At 58.7% G+C, this 18,127-nt stretch carries 19 protein-coding genes; 1 reads left to right on the top strand and 18 read right to left on the bottom strand.

The window, feature by feature from the left end; all coding sequences use genetic code 11:
* The first annotated feature begins 52 nt into the window (after positions 1–52).
* On the top strand, positions 53–1,435 hold the full coding sequence (locus DXX99_RS06250) for an RsmB/NOP family class I SAM-dependent RNA methyltransferase (protein ID WP_115792642.1): 1,383 nt from the start codon (positions 53–55) through the stop codon (positions 1,433–1,435).
* Here DXX99_RS06250 and DXX99_RS06245 read toward each other — a convergent pair.
* The 18 genes from DXX99_RS06245 to oadA form a co-directional block, all read right to left on the bottom strand.
* Entirely contained in the window at positions 1,432–2,559 is a 1,128-nt protein-coding gene (locus DXX99_RS06245; RefSeq protein WP_165847742.1) for a geranylgeranyl reductase family protein, read from the bottom strand. The genes DXX99_RS06250 and DXX99_RS06245 overlap by 4 nt on opposite strands.
* Positions 2,560–2,573: 14 nt before the next feature.
* The gene (locus DXX99_RS06240) at positions 2,574–3,935 is read right to left on the bottom strand and encodes a PFL family protein (RefSeq protein WP_115792640.1); all 1,362 of its coding nucleotides are present in this window, start codon (positions 3,933–3,935) and stop codon (positions 2,574–2,576) included.
* 15 nt (positions 3,936–3,950) lie between these two features.
* Positions 3,951–4,235 carry an ACT domain-containing protein gene (locus DXX99_RS06235; RefSeq protein WP_115792639.1) on the bottom strand — a complete coding sequence of 95 codons (285 nt, stop codon included), beginning with the start codon at positions 4,233–4,235 and terminating at the stop codon, positions 3,951–3,953.
* Between the two features lie 4 nt (positions 4,236–4,239).
* Entirely contained in the window at positions 4,240–5,130 is an 891-nt protein-coding gene (secF, locus tag DXX99_RS06230) for a protein translocase subunit SecF (protein ID WP_115792638.1), read from the bottom strand.
* Positions 5,131–5,147: 17 nt separating this feature from the next.
* Complete coding sequence (secD, locus tag DXX99_RS06225; RefSeq protein ID WP_115792637.1) at positions 5,148–6,383, bottom strand: protein translocase subunit SecD; 1,236 nt, start codon at positions 6,381–6,383, stop codon at positions 5,148–5,150.
* A 14-nt stretch (positions 6,384–6,397) separates the two neighbouring features.
* A complete protein-coding gene (locus DXX99_RS06220; protein WP_115792636.1) occupies positions 6,398–7,078 on the bottom strand; it encodes an HD domain-containing protein in 681 nt (226 codons plus the stop codon).
* A gap of 4 nt (positions 7,079–7,082) precedes the next feature.
* Positions 7,083–7,370 (bottom strand): preprotein translocase subunit YajC, encoded by a 288-nt coding sequence (gene yajC / locus DXX99_RS06215; protein WP_115792635.1) that lies wholly within the window; start codon positions 7,368–7,370, stop codon positions 7,083–7,085.
* Between the two features lie 224 nt (positions 7,371–7,594).
* Positions 7,595–8,908 (bottom strand): RNA-guided endonuclease InsQ/TnpB family protein, encoded by a 1,314-nt coding sequence (locus tag DXX99_RS06210; protein ID WP_115792634.1) that lies wholly within the window; start codon positions 8,906–8,908, stop codon positions 7,595–7,597.
* A 125-nt stretch (positions 8,909–9,033) separates the two neighbouring features.
* Positions 9,034–10,131, bottom strand: coding sequence for a tRNA guanosine(34) transglycosylase Tgt (tgt, locus tag DXX99_RS06205; RefSeq protein ID WP_115792633.1), 1,098 nt, complete (start codon positions 10,129–10,131; stop codon positions 9,034–9,036).
* The gene (locus tag DXX99_RS06200) at positions 10,094–11,341 is read right to left on the bottom strand and encodes a cation diffusion facilitator family transporter (RefSeq protein ID WP_115792632.1); all 1,248 of its coding nucleotides are present in this window, start codon (positions 11,339–11,341) and stop codon (positions 10,094–10,096) included. The genes tgt and DXX99_RS06200 overlap by 38 nt, the downstream gene beginning before the upstream one ends.
* Positions 11,342–11,562: 221 nt before the next feature.
* Positions 11,563–12,195, bottom strand: coding sequence for a cyclodeaminase/cyclohydrolase family protein (locus tag DXX99_RS06190; RefSeq protein WP_205664656.1), 633 nt, complete (start codon positions 12,193–12,195; stop codon positions 11,563–11,565).
* 25 nt (positions 12,196–12,220) lie between these two features.
* Entirely contained in the window at positions 12,221–13,057 is an 837-nt protein-coding gene (locus DXX99_RS06185; RefSeq protein ID WP_115792629.1) for a bifunctional 5,10-methylenetetrahydrofolate dehydrogenase/5,10-methenyltetrahydrofolate cyclohydrolase, read from the bottom strand.
* Positions 13,058–13,169: 112 nt separating this feature from the next.
* A complete protein-coding gene (gene nusB / locus DXX99_RS06180; protein ID WP_115792628.1) occupies positions 13,170–13,601 on the bottom strand; it encodes a transcription antitermination factor NusB in 432 nt (143 codons plus the stop codon).
* 10 nt (positions 13,602–13,611) lie between these two features.
* Positions 13,612–13,830, bottom strand: coding sequence for a DUF2273 domain-containing protein (locus tag DXX99_RS06175; RefSeq protein WP_115792690.1), 219 nt, complete (start codon positions 13,828–13,830; stop codon positions 13,612–13,614).
* Between the two features lie 11 nt (positions 13,831–13,841).
* Entirely contained in the window at positions 13,842–14,378 is a 537-nt protein-coding gene (gene amaP / locus DXX99_RS06170; RefSeq protein ID WP_165847741.1) for an alkaline shock response membrane anchor protein AmaP, read from the bottom strand.
* A 19-nt stretch (positions 14,379–14,397) separates the two neighbouring features.
* Positions 14,398–14,799, bottom strand: coding sequence for an Asp23/Gls24 family envelope stress response protein (locus tag DXX99_RS06165; protein ID WP_115792626.1), 402 nt, complete (start codon positions 14,797–14,799; stop codon positions 14,398–14,400).
* A 73-nt stretch (positions 14,800–14,872) separates the two neighbouring features.
* Positions 14,873–16,219, bottom strand: coding sequence for an acetyl-CoA carboxylase biotin carboxylase subunit (accC, locus tag DXX99_RS06160; protein WP_115792625.1), 1,347 nt, complete (start codon positions 16,217–16,219; stop codon positions 14,873–14,875).
* A 12-nt stretch (positions 16,220–16,231) separates the two neighbouring features.
* A complete protein-coding gene (gene oadA / locus DXX99_RS06155; RefSeq protein ID WP_115792624.1) occupies positions 16,232–18,088 on the bottom strand; it encodes a sodium-extruding oxaloacetate decarboxylase subunit alpha in 1,857 nt (618 codons plus the stop codon).
* Between the last annotated feature and the right edge of the window lie 39 nt (positions 18,089–18,127).

The following is an 18,127-nucleotide window of genomic DNA, read 5'->3' as shown; positions in this document are numbered from 1 at the left end:
AATTATTCTTCCTCAGTCCGCCCGAAAAACTCCCGACGGATATAATGAAAGTATGGCTGGCAGGTGGGAAGATTTTCTCCAACGTATGGCCCGCCTTCTGGGAGAAGAAGTAAAGCCTTTCGCGGAGGCCCTGAAGCGACCCGAACCGCCGGCGCTCCGGGTGAATACTCTGAAGCTTTTACCTGAGCATTTCGCCAAGCGTAGCCCCTTTCCCCTGGATCCAGTTCCCTGGTGTCCGGAGGGCTTCGTGGTGCTGGATGCCAGAGCCCGGCCAGCCCTCCACCCTTACCATGTTGCCGGCCTTTACTACCTGCAGGATCCGGCGGCCATGTTAGCCGGGGTTCTCCTGGATCCCCAACCAGGGGAGTGGGTACTGGATCTTTGCGCTGCACCGGGAGGAAAGGCCACCCACTTGGCCGCGCGCATGCAAAACTGCGGGGTTCTGGTAGCCAACGACCCTAACCCCCGACGGGTCACCGTCTTAGCCCGTAACCTGGAGAGAATGGGGGTAACCTGCGCGGTAGTCCTGCAGGAAGAACCGGCCCGCCTGGCCCAGCGCTTCGCCGGTCTTTTTGACCGCGTTCTGGTGGACGCTCCTTGTTCGGGAGAAGCCACTCTGGCTTTCGATCCCGAGGCCAGGCGCCGCTGGTCGCCCAGGACCGTTTGCAAAATGGCCGCTTTGCAAAGCCACATTTTGCAGCATGCCGCCCGGCTTATCCGCCCAGGGGGTCTCTTGCTTTATGCTACCTGCACCTTCGCACCAGAAGAAAACGAGGAAGTAATAGCCTCTTTCCTGAGGACTCATCCCGAGTTTCACCTGGTGGAAGTGGAAAGGCACCCCCTTTTCGACCGGGGGCGTCCGGAGTGGATCCACCCCTACCTTCCCGAGCTCGCGCGAGCAGTGCGCCTCTGGCCTCACCGGGGACCGGGAAAAGGGCACTTTTACGCTCTCTTACAGAGGGAAGGGGAAAAGGCCTCTTCCCACCCCCACCCTGGCAATTCTCTTCCCCCAGAAGCAGCAAAGGCTTACCGCTCCTTCTGTGAACGACATCTGAAGGGCACGCCAGCCGAAGAGGGGCTGATACTGTGGCGGGAGGGCATTTACCGCGTCCCCCTTCCCTTTAAGATGCTGGAGGGCTTGCGGGTACTCCGCCCCGGCTGGTGGCTAGGGATCTTTAAGCAGGGTGAGTTCAGGCCCGACCACGCCTTGGCCCTGGGGATGAAGACCAAACAAGCGAAAAGGGTTCTGTCCCTCCTCCCTTCCGATCCCAGGCTCAAAGCCTATCTGCGCGGAGAGGAGTTCCCTCTAGACGCGGAGGAAGGATGGGTGCTAATAGCGGTGGAGGAGTTTCCTCTAGGTTGGGGTTACTGCCGCCAGGGAAAGCTCAGAAATTTCTATCCTCGTGCCTGGCGCCTGCCGACCAGTTTAAGCTAGCTAGAAGGGCCACGTAAAAGTTTTTCCCAGTAGCGTGCCCCTGCCCGGCGGAAGAGCTCAGCGTACCCGCCGAAGAAGAGGAACTCCCAGAAGTGGCGAACCTGCTCAGGCCGGGAAGAAAAGTAACGGGCGATGAGGGGAAGGAAGCGGTAGAAAAGCCGAGCCAAGCGGTGGGCGAAGTGGTACTCGCGCCCGAGAGAAGCTTTTACCAACTCGCGATACCGGGGAACGGCCCGCTCCCCTACCCCTTCCTCCAGTATGGCCTTGGCCGCCAACTGGGCACTGCAGAAGGCGGCGTAGAGCCCTTCGCCGGTCAGGGGGTCAACCAGACCTGCTGCGTCCCCCAAGAGCATTACTCGCCCCCGCCCTAACTCCGTCTCCTCTCCGGCTAAGGCCAGAGGGTGGGCCCGCAGCCGGAGGGGCCGACCCAGTCCGTTGCGCCGGGCAAAGTTTTCCCAGTGAAAGCGTAGCTCGCGGGCGGCGGCAAAAGAGCCTACGCCCGCATTGAGATGACCAGCTTTAGGGAAGACCCAGCCGTAGCCGTAGGGCAGCGCTTCCAGATCTATCAGAATAGTGTCCCTCTTCTCGGACCAGGCCGGTGGAGGAGTGATGGCTGCGGTCAAAGCAAAACGCCGGGGGAGGGAGCGACCGACCAGCCGTGCCACTCGGCTTAATGCCCCGTCCGCTCCTATCACCAGCTGTGCCCGATAACTGGCCCCGCCGGCGGTGATGACGGTCAGTGCTTCCCCGGTCTCCTCGATTTGCACCACTTCCTCGCCCTCCCGCAAAAAGGCTCCCGCTCGGCGGGCCTGCTCGGCCAGGTAAGTGTCTAAGAGTTCTCGTCGCACCAGAAAGCAGACCGGCCGACCCCAGCCGATCTCCAGGGTTTTTACGCCGGGAAGGCGCAGGATCGCCCTTTTCACTTCCCCATCTACCACCGCCTGAAAAGAAAAAGGAAGAAGGGCCGCTGCCTTGGGGGTAAGCCCCCCACCGCAAGGCTTTTCCCGGGGAAAGCAAGCCTTTTCCAAAAGCAGGACCGAAAGGCCGGCCCGCGCCAGGCTGTAAGCGCACAGAGCTCCGGCCGGTCCTGCACCCACCACGATAACCGGCCAGGAACTCTTCAAGAGCCGACTCCCCTTCAGTTACCCAGGCTCTGGATGGGGGCAGGGATGCGTCCCCCGCGGGCGATAAAGGCGGCAGGGGAGAAGCGGCTTACCGGTATAACCGGAGCCCGGCCCAAAAGCCCCCCGAACTCCACCCAGTCGCCTGGCTTCTTACCCGGCGCGGGAATAATGCGCACCCCGGTGGTTTTGTTATTGACCATTCCTATGGCCATCTCGTCGGCGATGATAGCGGCTATGGTAGCTGCCGGAGTATCACCGGGTATGACGATCATATCCAGCCCCACCGAACAGACGGAGGTCATAGCTTCGAGCTTCTCCAAGGAAAGGGCTCCTTCCGCTGCCGCCCGCACCATGCCCGCGTCTTCGCTCACCGGTATGAAGGCGCCGGAGAGGCCGCCCACATAGGAAGAAGCCATGGCCCCACCTTTCTTTACAGCATCGTTCAGCAGGGCCAGGGCCGCCGTGGTTCCAGGTGCCCCGCAACGCTCAATCCCCATGGCCTCCAGGATCTCGGCCACGCTGTCCCCGACTGCTGGTGTGGGCGCTAAGGAGATATCGACCACACCGAAGGAAACCCCCAACCGCCGGGCCGCTTCTCGGCCCACCAGCTCCCCCATCCGGGTAATTTTGAAGGCCATCTTTTTGATCTTCTCCGCCAGCTCTCCCAGATCGGCATCGGGGGGCATGTTCTCGATGGCGCGCTTGACTACACCTGGACCGCTTATTCCCACATTTACAGCACACTCCGGCTCCCCTATCCCGTGGAAGGCCCCCGCCATGAAGGGGTTGTCCTCCGGCGCGTTGGCGAAGACCACCAGTCGGGCTGCCCCTATGCCTTGCCGATCGGCCGTGAGAGCGGCCGTCTCTTTGACTATGTGCCCCATGATCGCCACCGCGTCCATATTGATCCCTGTTCTGGTGGTGGCTACGTTGACCGAAGCGCAGACCCGTTCCGTCCGAGCCAAGGCTTCAGGTATGGACTCGATGAGCAAGCGGTCTCCGCGGGTAAACCCTTTGTGCACCAGGGCGCTGAATCCGCCGATGAAATCCACCCCCACCGCCTGGGCCGCCTTTTCCAGCGTCTGGGCAAAAAGCAAGTAGTCTTCTACTTCCGACCCTTCGGCCACCAGCGCTATGGGAGTGACGGCTATACGCTTGTTGACAATGGGGATGCCGTACTCTTGCTCGATCTCTTCCCCCACCTGCACGAGACGAGCAGCCAAGCGAGTTATCTTGTCGTAAATCTTGCGGCAGCAGCGCTGAGGGTCAGGATCAGCGCAATCCCGCAGGCTTATCCCCAGAGTGATGGTGCGAATGTCCAGGTTTTCTTCCTGGATCATTTTGATAGTTTCCAAGATCTCCTGGATGGTCAGCAATTTTCCAAAAACCTCCTATATCCGGTGCATGTAAAGAAAGACATCCTCGTGCTGGGCGTCGATGCGCACGCCTAGCTCCCGACCCTTGGCCGCCAGGCGCTCCTTCAAGGTGTTCAAATCCACCGAGCACCGGCTTATATCGGCGATCATGATCATGGCCAAGAATTCCTGCAAAATGGTTTGGCTTATGTCCAAGATGTTAACGTTGTGCTCGGCCAATACCGAAGCCACCCCAGCGATAATGCCCACGCGATCCTTTCCCAGGACGGTGACGATGATACGCTCAGGCGCTGTTCCCATCGTTTCAAGCCCTCCCGGCCTTCGGGGCCTTGGCCCGCCGCTTCTCTTCCCAGCGTTTTAGATCGTACCAGATAGGGCTGGCGTCGCAGACGGAGCTGTAAGCGCCACTCACCACGCCTATGATCAAGGCCAGCACGAAGTTGCGCAGGGTGCTGCCCCCAAGGAAGTAGAGGGCCACCAGCACAAAGAGCACCGTCATGACCGTGTTGATGGAGCGCGTCAAGGTCTGCCAGATGCTAAGGTTGATAACATCGGCTAGGGGCTCGCTGAGCCTCCTTATCTTGATGTTCTCACGGATACGGTCGAAGACGATAACCGTGTCGTGCAGGGAGTAGCCCAGGGTGGTGAGCACCGCAGCCACAAAGGAGCTGTCCACCTCTAGCTGAAAAATAGAAAATATACCCAGAACTACCAGTACGTCGTGCACCAGGCCGATTATGGCCGCCACACCCTGTTTGAAGTCGAAGCGGATGGCTAAGTAAATGAGGAGGATAACTAAAGTGAGAAGGGAGGCCAGAAAAGCCTTGCGGGTGAGTTCCTTACCGATGACCGGTCCCACCTTATCCGAGCGCAGGAGAGTGAGCGGCCCTATCTTTTGCTCCAAAGCCTTCACCACTTCCTGGCTTTGCTTTTCCTCGAGGGGGCGGGTCCTGATGAGGAAGACCGAAGCGCCGCCTTTCTGAATCATGGCATCTTTAAGGCCGAGATCGGTCAAGACCTGCCTTACCTTGGCGATCTCCGCCGGGCGGTGAAATTCTATTTCCATGAGGCTCCCGCCGGTGAAATCTATCCCCAGGTTTAAGCCCCTCAAGGAGAGCGACACCAGGCCGGGCAGGATCACGGCCAAAGACAGGGCGTACCAAAGAAAACGCCAGCGAACGAAATGCAAGCGCAAGGGCGTCGAAACCTCCTTTAAGCTCCGTAAAGCTTGGGGTTTTTGATGAGCCCTGTATCGAGAACGAGCCGCAGGAGCCAGCGCGTCATGGTAACTGCCGTCAGGAAGCTAGCGATAACACCCACCGCCAAAGTCAGGGCAAAACCGCGGATGGGACCGGTGCCAAAGTAATAGAGGACCAGAGCTCCTAGAACGGTGGTAACGTTGGCGTCAAAAATAGCTCGGAAAGCGTACCTGAATCCGTGGTCAACGGCAGTCCGTAGACTTTTGCCGCTACGCAGCTCCTCCTTTATGCGCTCCGATATCAAGATGTTAGCGTCTACCGCTACACCGAAGCTCAAGAGATACCCGGCAATACCGGGGAGAGTCATGGTGGCTTTGAGGGCAACGAAGACCAGGAGCACCAGCAGGGCGTAAATACCCAGGCAGAAGTCAGCTATAAGTCCCGGTACCCGGTAATAAAGGAGCATGAAGATGAGGATGGCAGCCACACCGATGGCCCCGGCGTAAAGGGACTTATGCAGCGAATCCGCCCCCAGAGTAGGCCCCACCGTGCGTTTTTCCAGTATCTCCAGCTTCACCGGCAAAGCACCCGACTGCAGGAGCACCGCTATGCGGTGGGCCTCTTCTAGAGACTGATAGCCGGTGATCTCCGCCTTACCATCCGTTATGACCGCCTCGACGACCGGGTTCTGTATGAGCTTGCCGTCAAGGTAGATCCCTATGTGCCTCCCCAGGTTCTCCCGGGTGGCCGCCTCAAATTTCTTGGCCCCCTCGGCGTTGAAGGTGAGATGCACCACCGGCTTGTTAGTTGTGGGATCAATGGCCTCACGCGCCTCTTTCAGATCCCGGCCGGTGACGATCACCTGTCCACTTTCGGTCTTAAATTCCAAGAAAGCAGGGCGGATGAGGGTGTTTATCACCTCATCGGGGTTCTTCACCCCTGGAAGTTCCACGATGACCCGCCGAGCGCCCTGCTGCTGAATGATGGGCTCGGTAACGCCGAAGCGGTTTACCCGCTCCTGCAAGACGGCGAGAACCTGCTTCATGGCCTGGGGAGTGACCTTAGCCTCCGGGGTGTCTACCGCCTGCAGCACCACGTGTACCCCGCCTTGAAGGTCGAGTCCCAAGCGCACATGCTTGGTTATGGGAAACCAGGGAAGGTCTTTCACCGGGGGTAGGAAGGCAAACCACATGGCTACCCCTACGACGGTAACCACTGCCAGTAAGGTGAGTATTTTGTCCCAGCGCACTTTCTTTCCCCCTCTTAGAGTAGCTTCGCCCCGTTGATCATGAGTTCAAAATCGGCCTTCAAAAACTTAGCCGCCCGGCGGCACAAAGCCATCCGGGAAAGGAAAATCTCGAAATACTCCATCACCGGGCATATCTGGATGTCGATGGTGAGCTCCAAGGTGATGGTGCGCTTTTCTTCGTTAACCCAGAGAAAAGAGTGTTCCACGGCGTAATTTACCCGGTCATGGATATCGAAGGTAGCCGGGTCAGGGTTGCGTACCCGGGAGCGGTGCACATCTGACTTATCGGCCAAGATGAGCGCTGCCGCCACGTTGTTGACCGGCTGCCCGTATTGTTCCTCGTGGTTGGCTATGGCCGAGATGACAATGGCCAACTCCTCCGGCGGCATGCCCATATCGCTCAGGATCCGGTAAGCGATGAGGGCACCGGAAATGCCATGGTCGTTGCGGCTGACTACGTTCCCTATGTCGTGCAAGTACCCCGCTATGGCAGCCAGCTCCGCCTCCCGGGGAGGGTAATTCAACCGCTCCAGTATGTTGCGAGCAATAGTGGCCACCAAGTTGACGTGGCGGAAGCTGTGCTCGGTGTAACCCATCTCTCCCAGGAACTGGTTGCCTTTACGAATAAAAGTTTCCACTACCGGATTTCTTTTTACATCCTGAAGGGTTACTACTTTTACTTCCCGGCGCTGCATAAATCTACTTGCGCTCGCCTTCCTCCGCCTGGTTTAGTACCTGGGCTATGGCCTGTTTCAGGATCTCGATGCGGACGTTGTCGGCTACCCGGAGGATCACAGTGTCCTCTTTGATTTTGGCAATGGTACCGATGATACCGCCGACGGTCACCACCCGGTCGTCTACCTTTAGCGCCTTGAGCATTTCTTGGTGCTTGCGCTGGCGCACCTGCTGTGGCCTAATCAAGAGAAAGTAAAAAAGGGCGATGATGGCCACCAGCCAAAGGATGGATACCAGTTGCTGCGACGGCATGAACTCCCCCCCCTTTCCTAACAAGGTTATCTTTCGGTGCGATCGAAGAAAATCCTTTCGTCCCAGGCTGTGACTTCCTCCCTACCCCTTAAGGGGTAGGGCTTCCAGCGGCAGGTGCATACGCCTGCCGGGCTACACCGGTGCGAGCGACCCCTTTTCGACCCGTTGCCGGAGGGTCTCCCGGAGGGGACCGTCACCGCCGTCCCGACTACGTCAGGTGCCGCTCACGCGGCCCTTGACGATACTTGCACGAACCTGTTGTGCCTCCCGTCCCAGCGCCAGACCCGTACTCCCCTGGGGGCAAAGGGCAGCTCGACTCGGCCGGTGCAGCTGCCGAAAAGATACTGCTTTAAGAGGTTGACCGCGCCGTTGAGGTCGGCCTGCAGGACCAGCCCGCACCTCCCGCACACCCACAGACCGCGGTGCCTCCGCCAGGCAGGGTCGCGGGTACCACAGAGACAGCACGTGGAAGACGTGTTTCTTTCCGTCCAGGCGTCGGTCTCAATACCCCACATCAGGTTTTTGTAGCGCTGCTCCTGCCGGAGCCGGTCGTAGGCCATCTGGTTGATCTTCTGGGTAGCCTTTTTACCCTTCATCCAGGTGCGGGCGAAGCGGCGCAGGTCAGTTAAATCTCCCACCACCGCAAAGGCCACTCCTTCTGCTCCGTCCAGCTCCGCAAAGAGTTTCGTCAGGGAGTGCTCCATCTGCCTTATGCGATGGTCGAGTCTCTTTAGCACACGCACCTTCGCGGAAAGGCACCTCCTCCACCTGCGGGAGCCTTCTTTCAGGCGGCTCACCTTTTCCTGAAACTCTGCTATAGTTTTGTTCCTGTACTGCACCAGGGAGAGGAGCTCCCGGCACACAAACAGGTCGAGTCGGCCACTGGATACAGCGCGGGCGAACATGGCGGAGTTGTAGTCGTAGGCCGAGACGGCACCCGTCTGGTTTACAGACACCACTCCCAGGTCGAGGGTCACGTGGAGTACCAGGTTTTCCACTTTGCGGCGGCGGACGACCGCCTTCACCTTGACCTCGACCGGGACGCCCTTCACCTCTGTGCCGTCCGGCAGGGTGACCACGTTCCAGCCTCCGGGCAGCGCAACCTTGATGGGTTCCTTCTTCCGGGAGAGCTTCAACACGAGGGTGTCGTCCTCAACATCGAAGCCCTGCCTCTTCCAGGTGACGGTGCGGAGGTGGTTCTTCGGCTTGAAGCCCGGCGGGCTCATTTCCAGGTGGCCGTTTTCCCTGTGCTTGCGGTAGGCAGACACGGCTTCGAAGTACTCCTCCGCCACCGCCTGGGCCGACTGGGAATGGAGTTCCTTCCACGCGGCAAAAGCTTTGAACTTCGCCTTGAGTTCCGCTTCTGTCGGCCAGCGGTTTTCCTGCCTGAAGGTCTCGCGACTGTGCCAGACGCAGGAGTTCCAGATGCGGTTTGCCGCCAGCATGACGGGTTGGAAGACCGGCAGTGCTTCCAACCCCAGCGGGAACTGTTTGGTCAGAAGGAGACGGTGGGGGTGTGACTTATCGCTCCAGGCCACGCACTTCACCTCCTTTCTTCCGGAATGCGGCGCTTGAGTTGATTGTAGCACAAAAACCTGGCCGCCGTGATCGATCCGTCCGCCTTTATGGAGACGGGTCTTCCCGCGGCGGTTTTATAAAAATCTTACTCTCCCCCACCTCGCAACCAGGTCTCGTAAAGGTGGGCGAAGGTCCCGGAAGCGATGGCCTCTCTGATTCTTTCCATGAGCCTGAAAAGGAAGTGCAGGTTATGCAGAGTCAAGAGCCTTGGTCCCAGCATTTCCTCCGCCCGGAAGAGGTGGTGGAGGTAAGCTCTAGTGTAGTGCCGACAAGTGTAGCACTGGCACCCCTCCTCCAAGGGGCCGAAGTCGCGGGCATAAGCCGCGCGGCGGATATTTATCCTCCCCCGGCGGGTAAAGACGGTGGCGTGGCGCCCCAGCCGGGTAGGGAGCACGCAGTCGAACATATCCACCCCCCGAGCCACCCCTTCCAAAATGTCTTCCGGCGTTCCCACGCCCATGAGGTAGCGAGGCTTGTCCGGGGGAAGCAAGGGAACCACCCAGTCCAGCACCGCGTAGGTGAGTTCCTTGGGCTCTCCCACGCTAAGCCCTCCTATGGCGTAGCCGGGAAAATCCAGGGCCACTAACTCCTTAACGCTTCTCTCCCGCAAGTCACGGTAAACCCCACCCTGAACGATTCCGAAAAAGGTCACCTCCTTCCGCCGCCAAACCTTTAGCGAGCGCTCCGCCCAGGCGGAGGTCCGCTTTACCGCCCTCTCGATCTCTTCCCGGGAAGCGGGGTAGGGTGGACACTCGTCGAGCACCATGGCTATGTCCGGGCCTAGCCTCTCCTGCAAATCCACCACCTTCTCAGGGGTAAAGAGGTGCTCGCTGCCGTCCAAATGAGACCGGAAGATAACCCCTTCGTCGGTGACTTTGCGTAAAGGGGCCAGGCTCAGCACTTGAAAGCCTCCGCTGTCGGTCAAGATGGGACCGAACCAGCGCATGAAACGGTGCAGCCCCCCCGCTTCTTCCACGATGGAAACACCGGGGCGCAGGTAAAGATGGTAGGTGTTACAGAGGAGTATCTGGGTTCCGAGAGCTCCCAACTCCTCCGGTGTTAACCCCTTGACCGTGGCCTGAGTTCCCACGGGCATAAAAACAGGCGTGTCTACCACGCCGTGCGGGGTGAAAAGCCTACCCCACCTAGCCTTTCCTTCCTGGGCCAGTACCTCGAACCTCAGTCCGCTCCTCCCTCCTCGCTATGAGCTCACCCAAGTCTTCTATAACCGCCGCCAGGTCCCGGTGGGCGATGGTGCGGTAGGAAACGTCGGCGGCTTCAAAGAGGTAAGCGGGCCCCTTTTCCTCCAGCGACTCCTGGGTGAGGACCAAATCCACCCCTCTCTCCACCAGGAAATGAGCCAGCTTCATCCCCTTCCCTTTCTCCTCCCGCAGAAAGGGGTTAGGAAGGGTGATTTGCTCCTTTACCTCCCATGTTTGGCGGTCCACCTTGAGCAGGGCCAGGTAAGGGGCGCTGCCGAAGTGTTCCGAAATTTCCCCCCGCAGGCCGGCCAGAGGTACAGCCACCGTCAGATAGTCTTTCTCCTCCGGCTCGTAGTGGATGGTCACCCGCTCTATACCGGGGACCGCCTCTTTCACTGCCTCCTCTATCTCCTCGGATATAGCATGGGCCTCCTTGAGGCTGTGAGAGCGCAGGGTTATTTCGGCCACCACGAAGATCACGCTGCCGGAATTGCGGGCCATAATGCGCTTGATTCCGGTAACCCGCGGATCGCGGGCTATGGTCTCCCTTATCTTGTCTAAGGTGGCGTAGTCCACCGAAGCATCAAGTAGGCCCCGGAGCGCATCTACCATTATCTCTCCCCCGGCCCGGGCCAGAAAAAGGATGACCACCACCGTGGCTATCTTCTCGAGAAAAGGATACCCCAGCCAGGCCCCCACCAGGCTTACCAGCACCACCAGGGCCGAAACCGAATCGGCCCGCAGGTGCAAGGCGTCAGCTTTAAGAGCCGGGGAATTGTACTCCTCCCCTTTGCGCTTCTCATACCAGGAAAAAAGAAAAACGGCGACGATGATTGCTGCCAGCCCCGGGACGGCCACCGAAAGGTTGGTGAGTTCTACCTGCCGCTGCCCCAGCACCCCTTCGCGGAAAATCTCGTAGCCGGCAAAGAAAACCACCCCGGCAATCAGCAACGAGACCAGGTTCTCTACCTTGTAAAGCCCCCAGGGGAAGGCCCGACTTTTAAGCCGCGCCAGGCGGATCCCCACCCAGGTAGCCGAGCTGGCCGCCAGGTCGGAAAGGCTGTGCAGAGTTTCCGCCCATAACGCGGTGCTTCCTGTGAGGAAAGCCAGGATACCTTTGGCCGCCGTTACTGCCAGGTTAAGCAGCACCGAGAGAGAGGCTACCCGCTGAGCTTCCGAAAGTCGCTGCACTTACCTTTCGTGCCTCCCGGGCACAGAATTTCAGGACTTTCCCGGTCAGTAGCCGGTGATCCCTGAGATTAAAGGCAAAAGGCCCACTAGCCCCAGTAAAGCCCAGGGCGTCTTGGGCCCCCAAAAGGCAAGCGATGACAAGCTCAGAAGCACGAGCCCCAGGATAATCTTGCGCTTACGTTCCCGCCAACTAAGGACACATCTTATCCGCTTCATAGTTTTTATTTTATCATTTTTTCTTGGACGGCGGTGAACACCCGTTCCCAGACCTTCCTCCCTTTCTCTAAAAGATCCTCCTTCTGGGCCCGGAACTGTGCCGCCAGCTCCTCGTCCCTGAGGTAGGGCAGGTTTATGTCCACGTTCAAAAGTGCCGCCTGCAGCGCGGCCCAGGCCAGATGTCCAGCAACCCCCGCGTCGCTTACCGCCATTTCGTTCCCCTTGCGGGCCACCTCCAGGGCCAGCTCCAGCACCTTAAAACAACGCTCGGCTATCTCCAGAGGCACTTCCGTGGCCCGGCGCAAGGCTTCTTGCATCTTCTGCTGCCTAAAGCTTTTCTCCTCTGGCGTACTCTTGGGAAGCCGCAAGGCTTGCATATAGGTGTTAAAAGCTTCCATGTCCGCCTCCATGAGCTTCTCCATGGCCTCTAGAGTTTCTTCGGCCTCGCGGCGCACCCTTTCCATATCCGGGGCCACTTCCCGAAATTTCTCCTTACCCAGGGTGAGATTGGCCACCATGGCCGCCATGGAAGCGGCCAGAGCCCCGGTTAAGGCCGCCACGCTTCCCCCTCCCGGCGTGGGGCTAGAGGAAGCTGCCTCTTTAAGAAATTGTCCCAAGCTCCAGCCAAAAACCCCCACTGAGATCTACCTCCTACTAGCATCCCTACAGGGACATGGCCTTGAGCAAATTCTTCATCAACATGACCGTGGTGAGGCTTCCTACTCCACCGGGCACAGGGGTTAGATAACCGGCTACTGGTTCCACCGAGGGAAAGTCCACATCCCCACATATGCCCTGCTCGGTCTGGTTTATACCGGCATCCACCACCACCGCCCCCGGCTTCACCATATTTCCGGTGATCAAGCCGGGACGGCCGGCGGCCACGATGAGGATCTCGGCTTGCCGGGTATGGTAGCCAAGGTCCGCCGTCCGGCTGTGGCACACAGTAACCGTAGCATCTTTCCGAAGCAGAAGGGGAAGGAGAGGCCGGCCCACCGTCTCCCCCCGGCCCACCACCACTACGTGCTTACCCGCCAACTCGATCCCGTGGCGTTCTAAGATAATAAGACAACTTTGTGGCGTAGCTGGGAAAAGGCCTTCCTCACCGGAAAACAAACGCCCTCGGTTTTCGTAGGTAAGCCCGTCCACATCCTTCAAAGGGGAAAGGGCAGAAAGAAGGCGATCCTTGTTTAAGTGCGGAGGGAGGGGAAATTCCAGGATAATTCCGTGCACTTCGGGGGAGGCGCTAAGTTCCTTGAGCTTGGCCTCCACCTCCTCTTGTGCAGCCGTGGCGCCGAACTTCACCAGTTCATAGGCCATGCCTACACTTTTTAGCGCCTTTTCCTTGGCTTGGGCATAAACCACCGCCGCGGGGTCATCTCCTACCAGGACTGCCACCAGCTTGGGGGTTACCCCTCTGGCCTTCCACCGATCCACTTCTTCCCGCACTTCTTCTTTGATCTGCGCCGCCAACTCTTTACCCGAAAGCAAAACGGCCACTTCCCTCGTCCACCACCCTTAAACCACGGTATGTTTTGCCCTCAATATAGCTCTAGTAACAGTTGGGAACCAATATAAAGCGCACCAGCGGAAAAAAGAAAGGGGTGAAAGGTCAGGAAGGGAAGCCTACCCTCTCACGGTAAAGAGAAAGATTTTCTGCCACCTTGCCCAGAATGCCGTTGACGAAGCGGGGGGATTCCTCCCCCCCATAGCGCTTGGCCAGCTCTACCGCCTCGTTGATGGCCACCGCCGGCGGTATATCCTGCCGGAACAAGAGTTCGTAGAGAGCCAAGCGCATCACATTCCGGTCCACCCGGTTCATACGCTCCAGCCGCCACCCCCGGCTGAGCTCCTCTATCACCCGGTCTATCTGCGGGCGGTGAGCCAGGGTGCCCAAAACCAGAGAGGTAGCGAACTCCCTGCTGGCGTTGCCCAGGCGCCACTCCGCCAAGGTGCGCTCCAGCGCTTCCTCCACCACGGCTCCTCCCACATCCACTTGAAAAAGAACCATCAGGGCCGCCTCGCGCGCCCTTCGCCGGCTCATCCCTCTCTCCCTACCTGGATCGGAAGAACCTTTCCCACAGCCGCCTCCAATCAGTGCGCTCGTCCACTTTCTTACCCAGGAAGTAGCCTACCGCAACGCAAAGCGCCACAAAAACCGCCTTCCAAAAACCGTAAACGATGGCGAACCAGCCAAAAAGCAGCCCTAATCCCACGCCCAGGATCTTCCCTCGGTGCTCCTTTATCCACTCCCACCACTGTTCCCAGTCCATAGCTTCTCGCCTCACTCCACCCGTGGTCTGGCTGTGACCACGTTCTCCAGCATCACCCGCACGCGGCTGAGATCGAGGCCGGTGACTTCTTTCACCGTCTGCTGCACCTTCTCCTGGATCTCCTGAGCCAGCGTAGGAAGGCTTACGCTGGCTGTGGTAAGCAGGCGGATCTCCACCGCAATGCCCTGCGGCGTGGGGATCACCCGGGGCTTCACTTCCTTCACCCCGGGAAAAGAACTCACCACCTTGGCCACCAGACTCTCCACCGCTGCTAAAGAAACCTTCACTTCTCCTAAAGGGGTTTCGTCGATCACCGCCAAGGAACCAGCCCGGCTTGTAGGAGATAGGCTTACCACGAGTAGCCACAGGCCTACCAGGAAGAAAGCGCCCAAACCTGCCACTACTCCCCAACGCGCGGCTACCACATTCAGGTAGTCCAGAAGATCCAAAGCCGGTGCCCATCCCCCTATAGCCAGAAGAAATAGGGCCGCCGCTGCGTTGGCTACGAGCACATACAGAAAAAGGAGACCGCGATCCAACGGTCTCAAAAGCATCACTCCTTAAAGTTTAGCGCACCCGGCGCCTCTCCTCTTCCCGTTCTTCCTCGGGGAAGACCACTCCTTGCACATGCACGTTCACTTCTACCACAGCCAGTCCTGTCATTTCCTCTACGGCACGTTTGACGTTAGCCTGAACCTGGGCGGCCACGTCGGCGATTCTCACTCCGTAGTTTACCACGATGAAAAGGTCGATGGCCGCCTCTCTTTCTCCTACCTCCACTTTGACCCCTTTGGTGAGGTTCTTGCGCCCCAGCATTTCCGCGATGCCGCCTACGATGCCACCACTCATACCCGCAACACCCGGTACTTCCATGGCCGCCAAGCCTGCTATGATCCCCACCACTTCGTTGGCTATGCGCACCGCTCCAAGTTCGCTGCGCAACTCCTGCCCGGCTCCAGCGTTAGTCAAAGGACACCACCTCCTTCGATAACTGCCTCCATTATATCAGAGTCTTTCCTCACCTGCCACACTTTAAAACCCTTCATTCTCCTAGAATTCGCCTTTGTACGAAGTTAGTATAGACTTCTCCTCGTCTGAAGAAAGCGTTGCGTAGAACTTTGAGGTGAAAAGGGATGGTCGTGCTTATCCCTTCGATGATAAATTCCTCCAGGGCCCTCTCGGCCCGGGCAATAGCTTCCTCCCGATCGCGTCCCCAAGCAATGAGCTTGGCGATAAGCGAGTCGTAATAGGGGGGAATTTCGTAACCAGGGTAAACGGCACTGTCCACCCGGATGCCTGGCCCCCCGGGAGGAAGATAGGCGGTGATACGCCCCGGGCAGGGGGTGAACTGCCGCTCCGGATCCTCCGCGTTTATGCGGCACTCGATGGCCCAGCCTGTGAGTTTCACGTCCTCCTGGCGGCATGTTATACGCTCTCCGGCCGCCAGTTTTATCTGCTCCTTGACCAAGTCCCACCCGGTAACCATTTCGGTTACCGGGTGCTCCACCTGGATGCGGGTGTTCATCTCGATAAAGTAGAAATTACCATGCTTGTCCAGCAGAAACTCCACCGTTCCCACGTTGTGGTAGCCTACCGCCTGCGCCGCCTTCACCGCCGCTTCTCCCATCCGCCGGCGCAGTTCAGGAGTCAAGGCCACCGACGGGGACTCCTCCAAAAGCTTCTGGTTGCGCCTTTGAATGGAGCAGTCGCGCTCCCCAAGATAGACCAGGTTGCCGTACTTGTCCCCCACTATCTGAAACTCGATGTGGCGGGGCTCCTCCAAGTACTTCTCCAGGTAAACTTCGGGGTTGCCAAAGGCCGCTTCTGCCTCCGATTGGGCTGCGGCCAGGGCCTTTTCTAACTCTGCCGGCGTGTGTACCACCCGCATCCCCCGTCCACCCCCGCCAGCTGAAGCCTTTATGAGTACCGGGTAGCCGAGCTCTGCCGCCAGCCGCAGAGCCTCCTTTACATCGGTTATGACCTCTTCCGATCCGGGAACCACCGGAACGCCTGCCTCCGCTACCGTCTTGCGGGCCAGAGCTTTGGAGCCCATCTTCTCCAAGGCTTCTACCGGCGGGCCTATAAAGGTGAGCCCGCAGGTGGAACATATCTCGGCAAAACTAGCGTTCTCCGCCAAAAAGCCGTAGCCCGGGTGAATGGCGTCTGCCCCGGTTACCTCGGCGGCGCTCAGGATGTTGGTGATGTTGAGGTAGCTTTGGCTAGCCGGCGGGGGGCCGATGCATACCGCTTCGTCGGCCAGCCGGACCGGTAAGCTCTCGCGGTCCGCCTCGGAATAAACCACCACCGTCTTTATTCCCAGTTCGCGGCAGGCCCTTATTATGCGCAGCGCAATTTCTCCCCGGTTGGCGATGAGTACCTTCTTGAACATCAGGCCCCTCCCCTACTTCTTAGGCCGGATTAGGAAGAGAGGTTGGCCGTACTCCACCGGCTGACCGTTTTCCACCAGTATCTCCACTATCTCGCCTGCCACCTCGGCCTGAATCTCGTTCATTAGTTTCATGGCTTCAATAATGCAGAGCACCTGACCTTTTTCCACCACGTCCCCCACCTCTACGTAAGGAGGAGCGTCGGGAGCTGGTGCCCGATAAAAAGTGCCCACCATGGGAGCGCGGACGGTGTAAAGCTCCTCTTTCTCTTCTTTTTTAGGCTCCTTGGCCTTCTCCTTCGCGCCTACTTCAAGGTTTTCCCGGCTAGCAGGAATCTTTTCCGGCACTGAAATCATGCCCTTGCGAATGGTGAGCTTCATCCCGGCGCTCTCCAGACAGAATTCGGTGATATCGCTTTCCTCCAGAAGCTTCAGAAGCTCTTTTATCTCTTTGATGTTCATCGTGCCTTCTGCCTCCTTAGGAGTTTCTTCCTTCTTGCCCTCCTCTTTCCGCACCTTTTCCGCCATCTTCTTGAGCTCCCCTTTCTTGCGGAGCTCAAAGAAACGGCGCGCCACCTGAGGGAAGAGAGCATAGGAGAGGACGTCCTCCTCCGAGGTGGCCAGATCCTTTATCTCCTCGCGCGCTTTTTCCAGCCCCGGCGGGAGTAAATCCGCCGGACGGCAGTCGATGGGCTTGCGGTCGCCCAGGACTTTGCGCTGAACCTCGGGATCGATGGGAGCTGGGGGACGGCCGTAATACCCTTGGACATAGCGACGCACCTCTTCGGGCACCAGCTTGTAACGCTCCCCTGTAAGCACGTTAAGCACCGCCTGGATGCCCACTATCTGGCTAGTGGGGGTGACCAGAGGAGGATAGCCGAGCTCGGCCCGCACCCGCGGGATCTCTTCCAGCACCTCCGGCAAGCGGTGAAGCGCTTTCTGCTCCTGTAGCTGGGCCACTAGGTTGGAGATCATGCCGCCCGGTACCTGGTGTTCAAAAACTCGCATATCATGAATCCGGGTGACTCCCCGCTCGAAGCCCCGTTTCTTGCGCACTTCCTCGAAGTACTCAGCGATGGCGAAAAGCTCCTTAAGATCAAGCCCGGTATCGTAAGGGGTATCCTGCAAGGCCCGCACTAGGGTTTCCACCGGCGGCTGGGAAGCACCGAAAGCCAGGGGTACCGAGGCGGTGTCCACGATATCCACCCCTGCCTCCGCTGCTTTGAGGTAGGCGGCCAAAGCCAAACCGCCGATGTAGTGGCAGTGAAGCTCCACCGGTATGGAGAGCTCGCGTTTGAAAAGACTCACGAGTTCATAAGCACGGTAAGGAGCTAGAAGACCGGCCATGTCCTTTATGCAGATGGAATCGGCCCCCAGCTCCTCCAGCTTGCGTGCGGTTTCCAAGTAGTGCTCGGTAGTGTGCACCGGGCTTAGGGTGTAGACCACGGTGGCTTGGACGTGCGCTCCTGCCTCTTTAGCCACCTTTATGGGAAACTCTAGGTTGCGAATATCGTTTAGGGCGTCGAAAATGCGGATGATGTCGATGCCATTGGCCACCGCCCGCTTGACAAAAGCTTCCACCACGTCGTCCGGGTAGTGCCCGTAACCCACCAGAGATTGGCCGCGCAAAAGCATCTGCAGCGGGGTATTCTTCACGCGCTTTTTGAGCTCGCGTAGCCGCTCCCAGGGATCTTCGTAAAGATAACGCAGGCAGACGTCAAAAGTAGCTCCTCCCCACACCTCTAGGGCATGATACCCCACCCGGTCGAGCCTTTCCGCTATGGGTAACATGTCTTCGGTGCGCATGCGGGTTGCCCACAGGCTTTGGTGACCGTCGCGCAGGGTGGTGTCGGTGATCTTTAAAGGACGCATCCTTTACCCCCAACCCCCTGATGGCAAAAAATTAAAAGC

This window comes from Ammonifex thiophilus (genome assembly GCF_003368535.1).
GTDB lineage: Bacteria > Bacillota > Desulfotomaculia > Desulfotomaculales > Ammonificaceae > Ammonifex > Ammonifex thiophilus.
The sequence above is the reverse complement of the archived record's forward strand: the minus strand, read 5'-3'. Positions and strand labels throughout refer to the sequence as shown.

Coding starts and splice junctions, on each gene's coding strand:
- oadA (WP_115792624.1), bottom strand. CDS start 18,088: ATGCGTCCTTTAAAGATCACCGACACCACCCTGCGCGACGGTCACCAA.
- DXX99_RS06250 (WP_115792642.1), top strand. CDS start 53: ATGGCTGGCAGGTGGGAAGATTTTCTCCAACGTATGGCCCGCCTTCTG.
- DXX99_RS06175 (WP_115792690.1), bottom strand. CDS start 13,830: ATGGACTGGGAACAGTGGTGGGAGTGGATAAAGGAGCACCGAGGGAAG.
- yajC (WP_115792635.1), bottom strand. CDS start 7,370: ATGCCGTCGCAGCAACTGGTATCCATCCTTTGGCTGGTGGCCATCATC.
- accC (WP_115792625.1), bottom strand. CDS start 16,219: ATGTTCAAGAAGGTACTCATCGCCAACCGGGGAGAAATTGCGCTGCGC.
- nusB (WP_115792628.1), bottom strand. CDS start 13,601: ATGAGCCGGCGAAGGGCGCGCGAGGCGGCCCTGATGGTTCTTTTTCAA.
- DXX99_RS06220 (WP_115792636.1), bottom strand. CDS start 7,078: ATGCAGCGCCGGGAAGTAAAAGTAGTAACCCTTCAGGATGTAAAAAGA.
- DXX99_RS06235 (WP_115792639.1), bottom strand. CDS start 4,235: ATGGGAACAGCGCCTGAGCGTATCATCGTCACCGTCCTGGGAAAGGAT.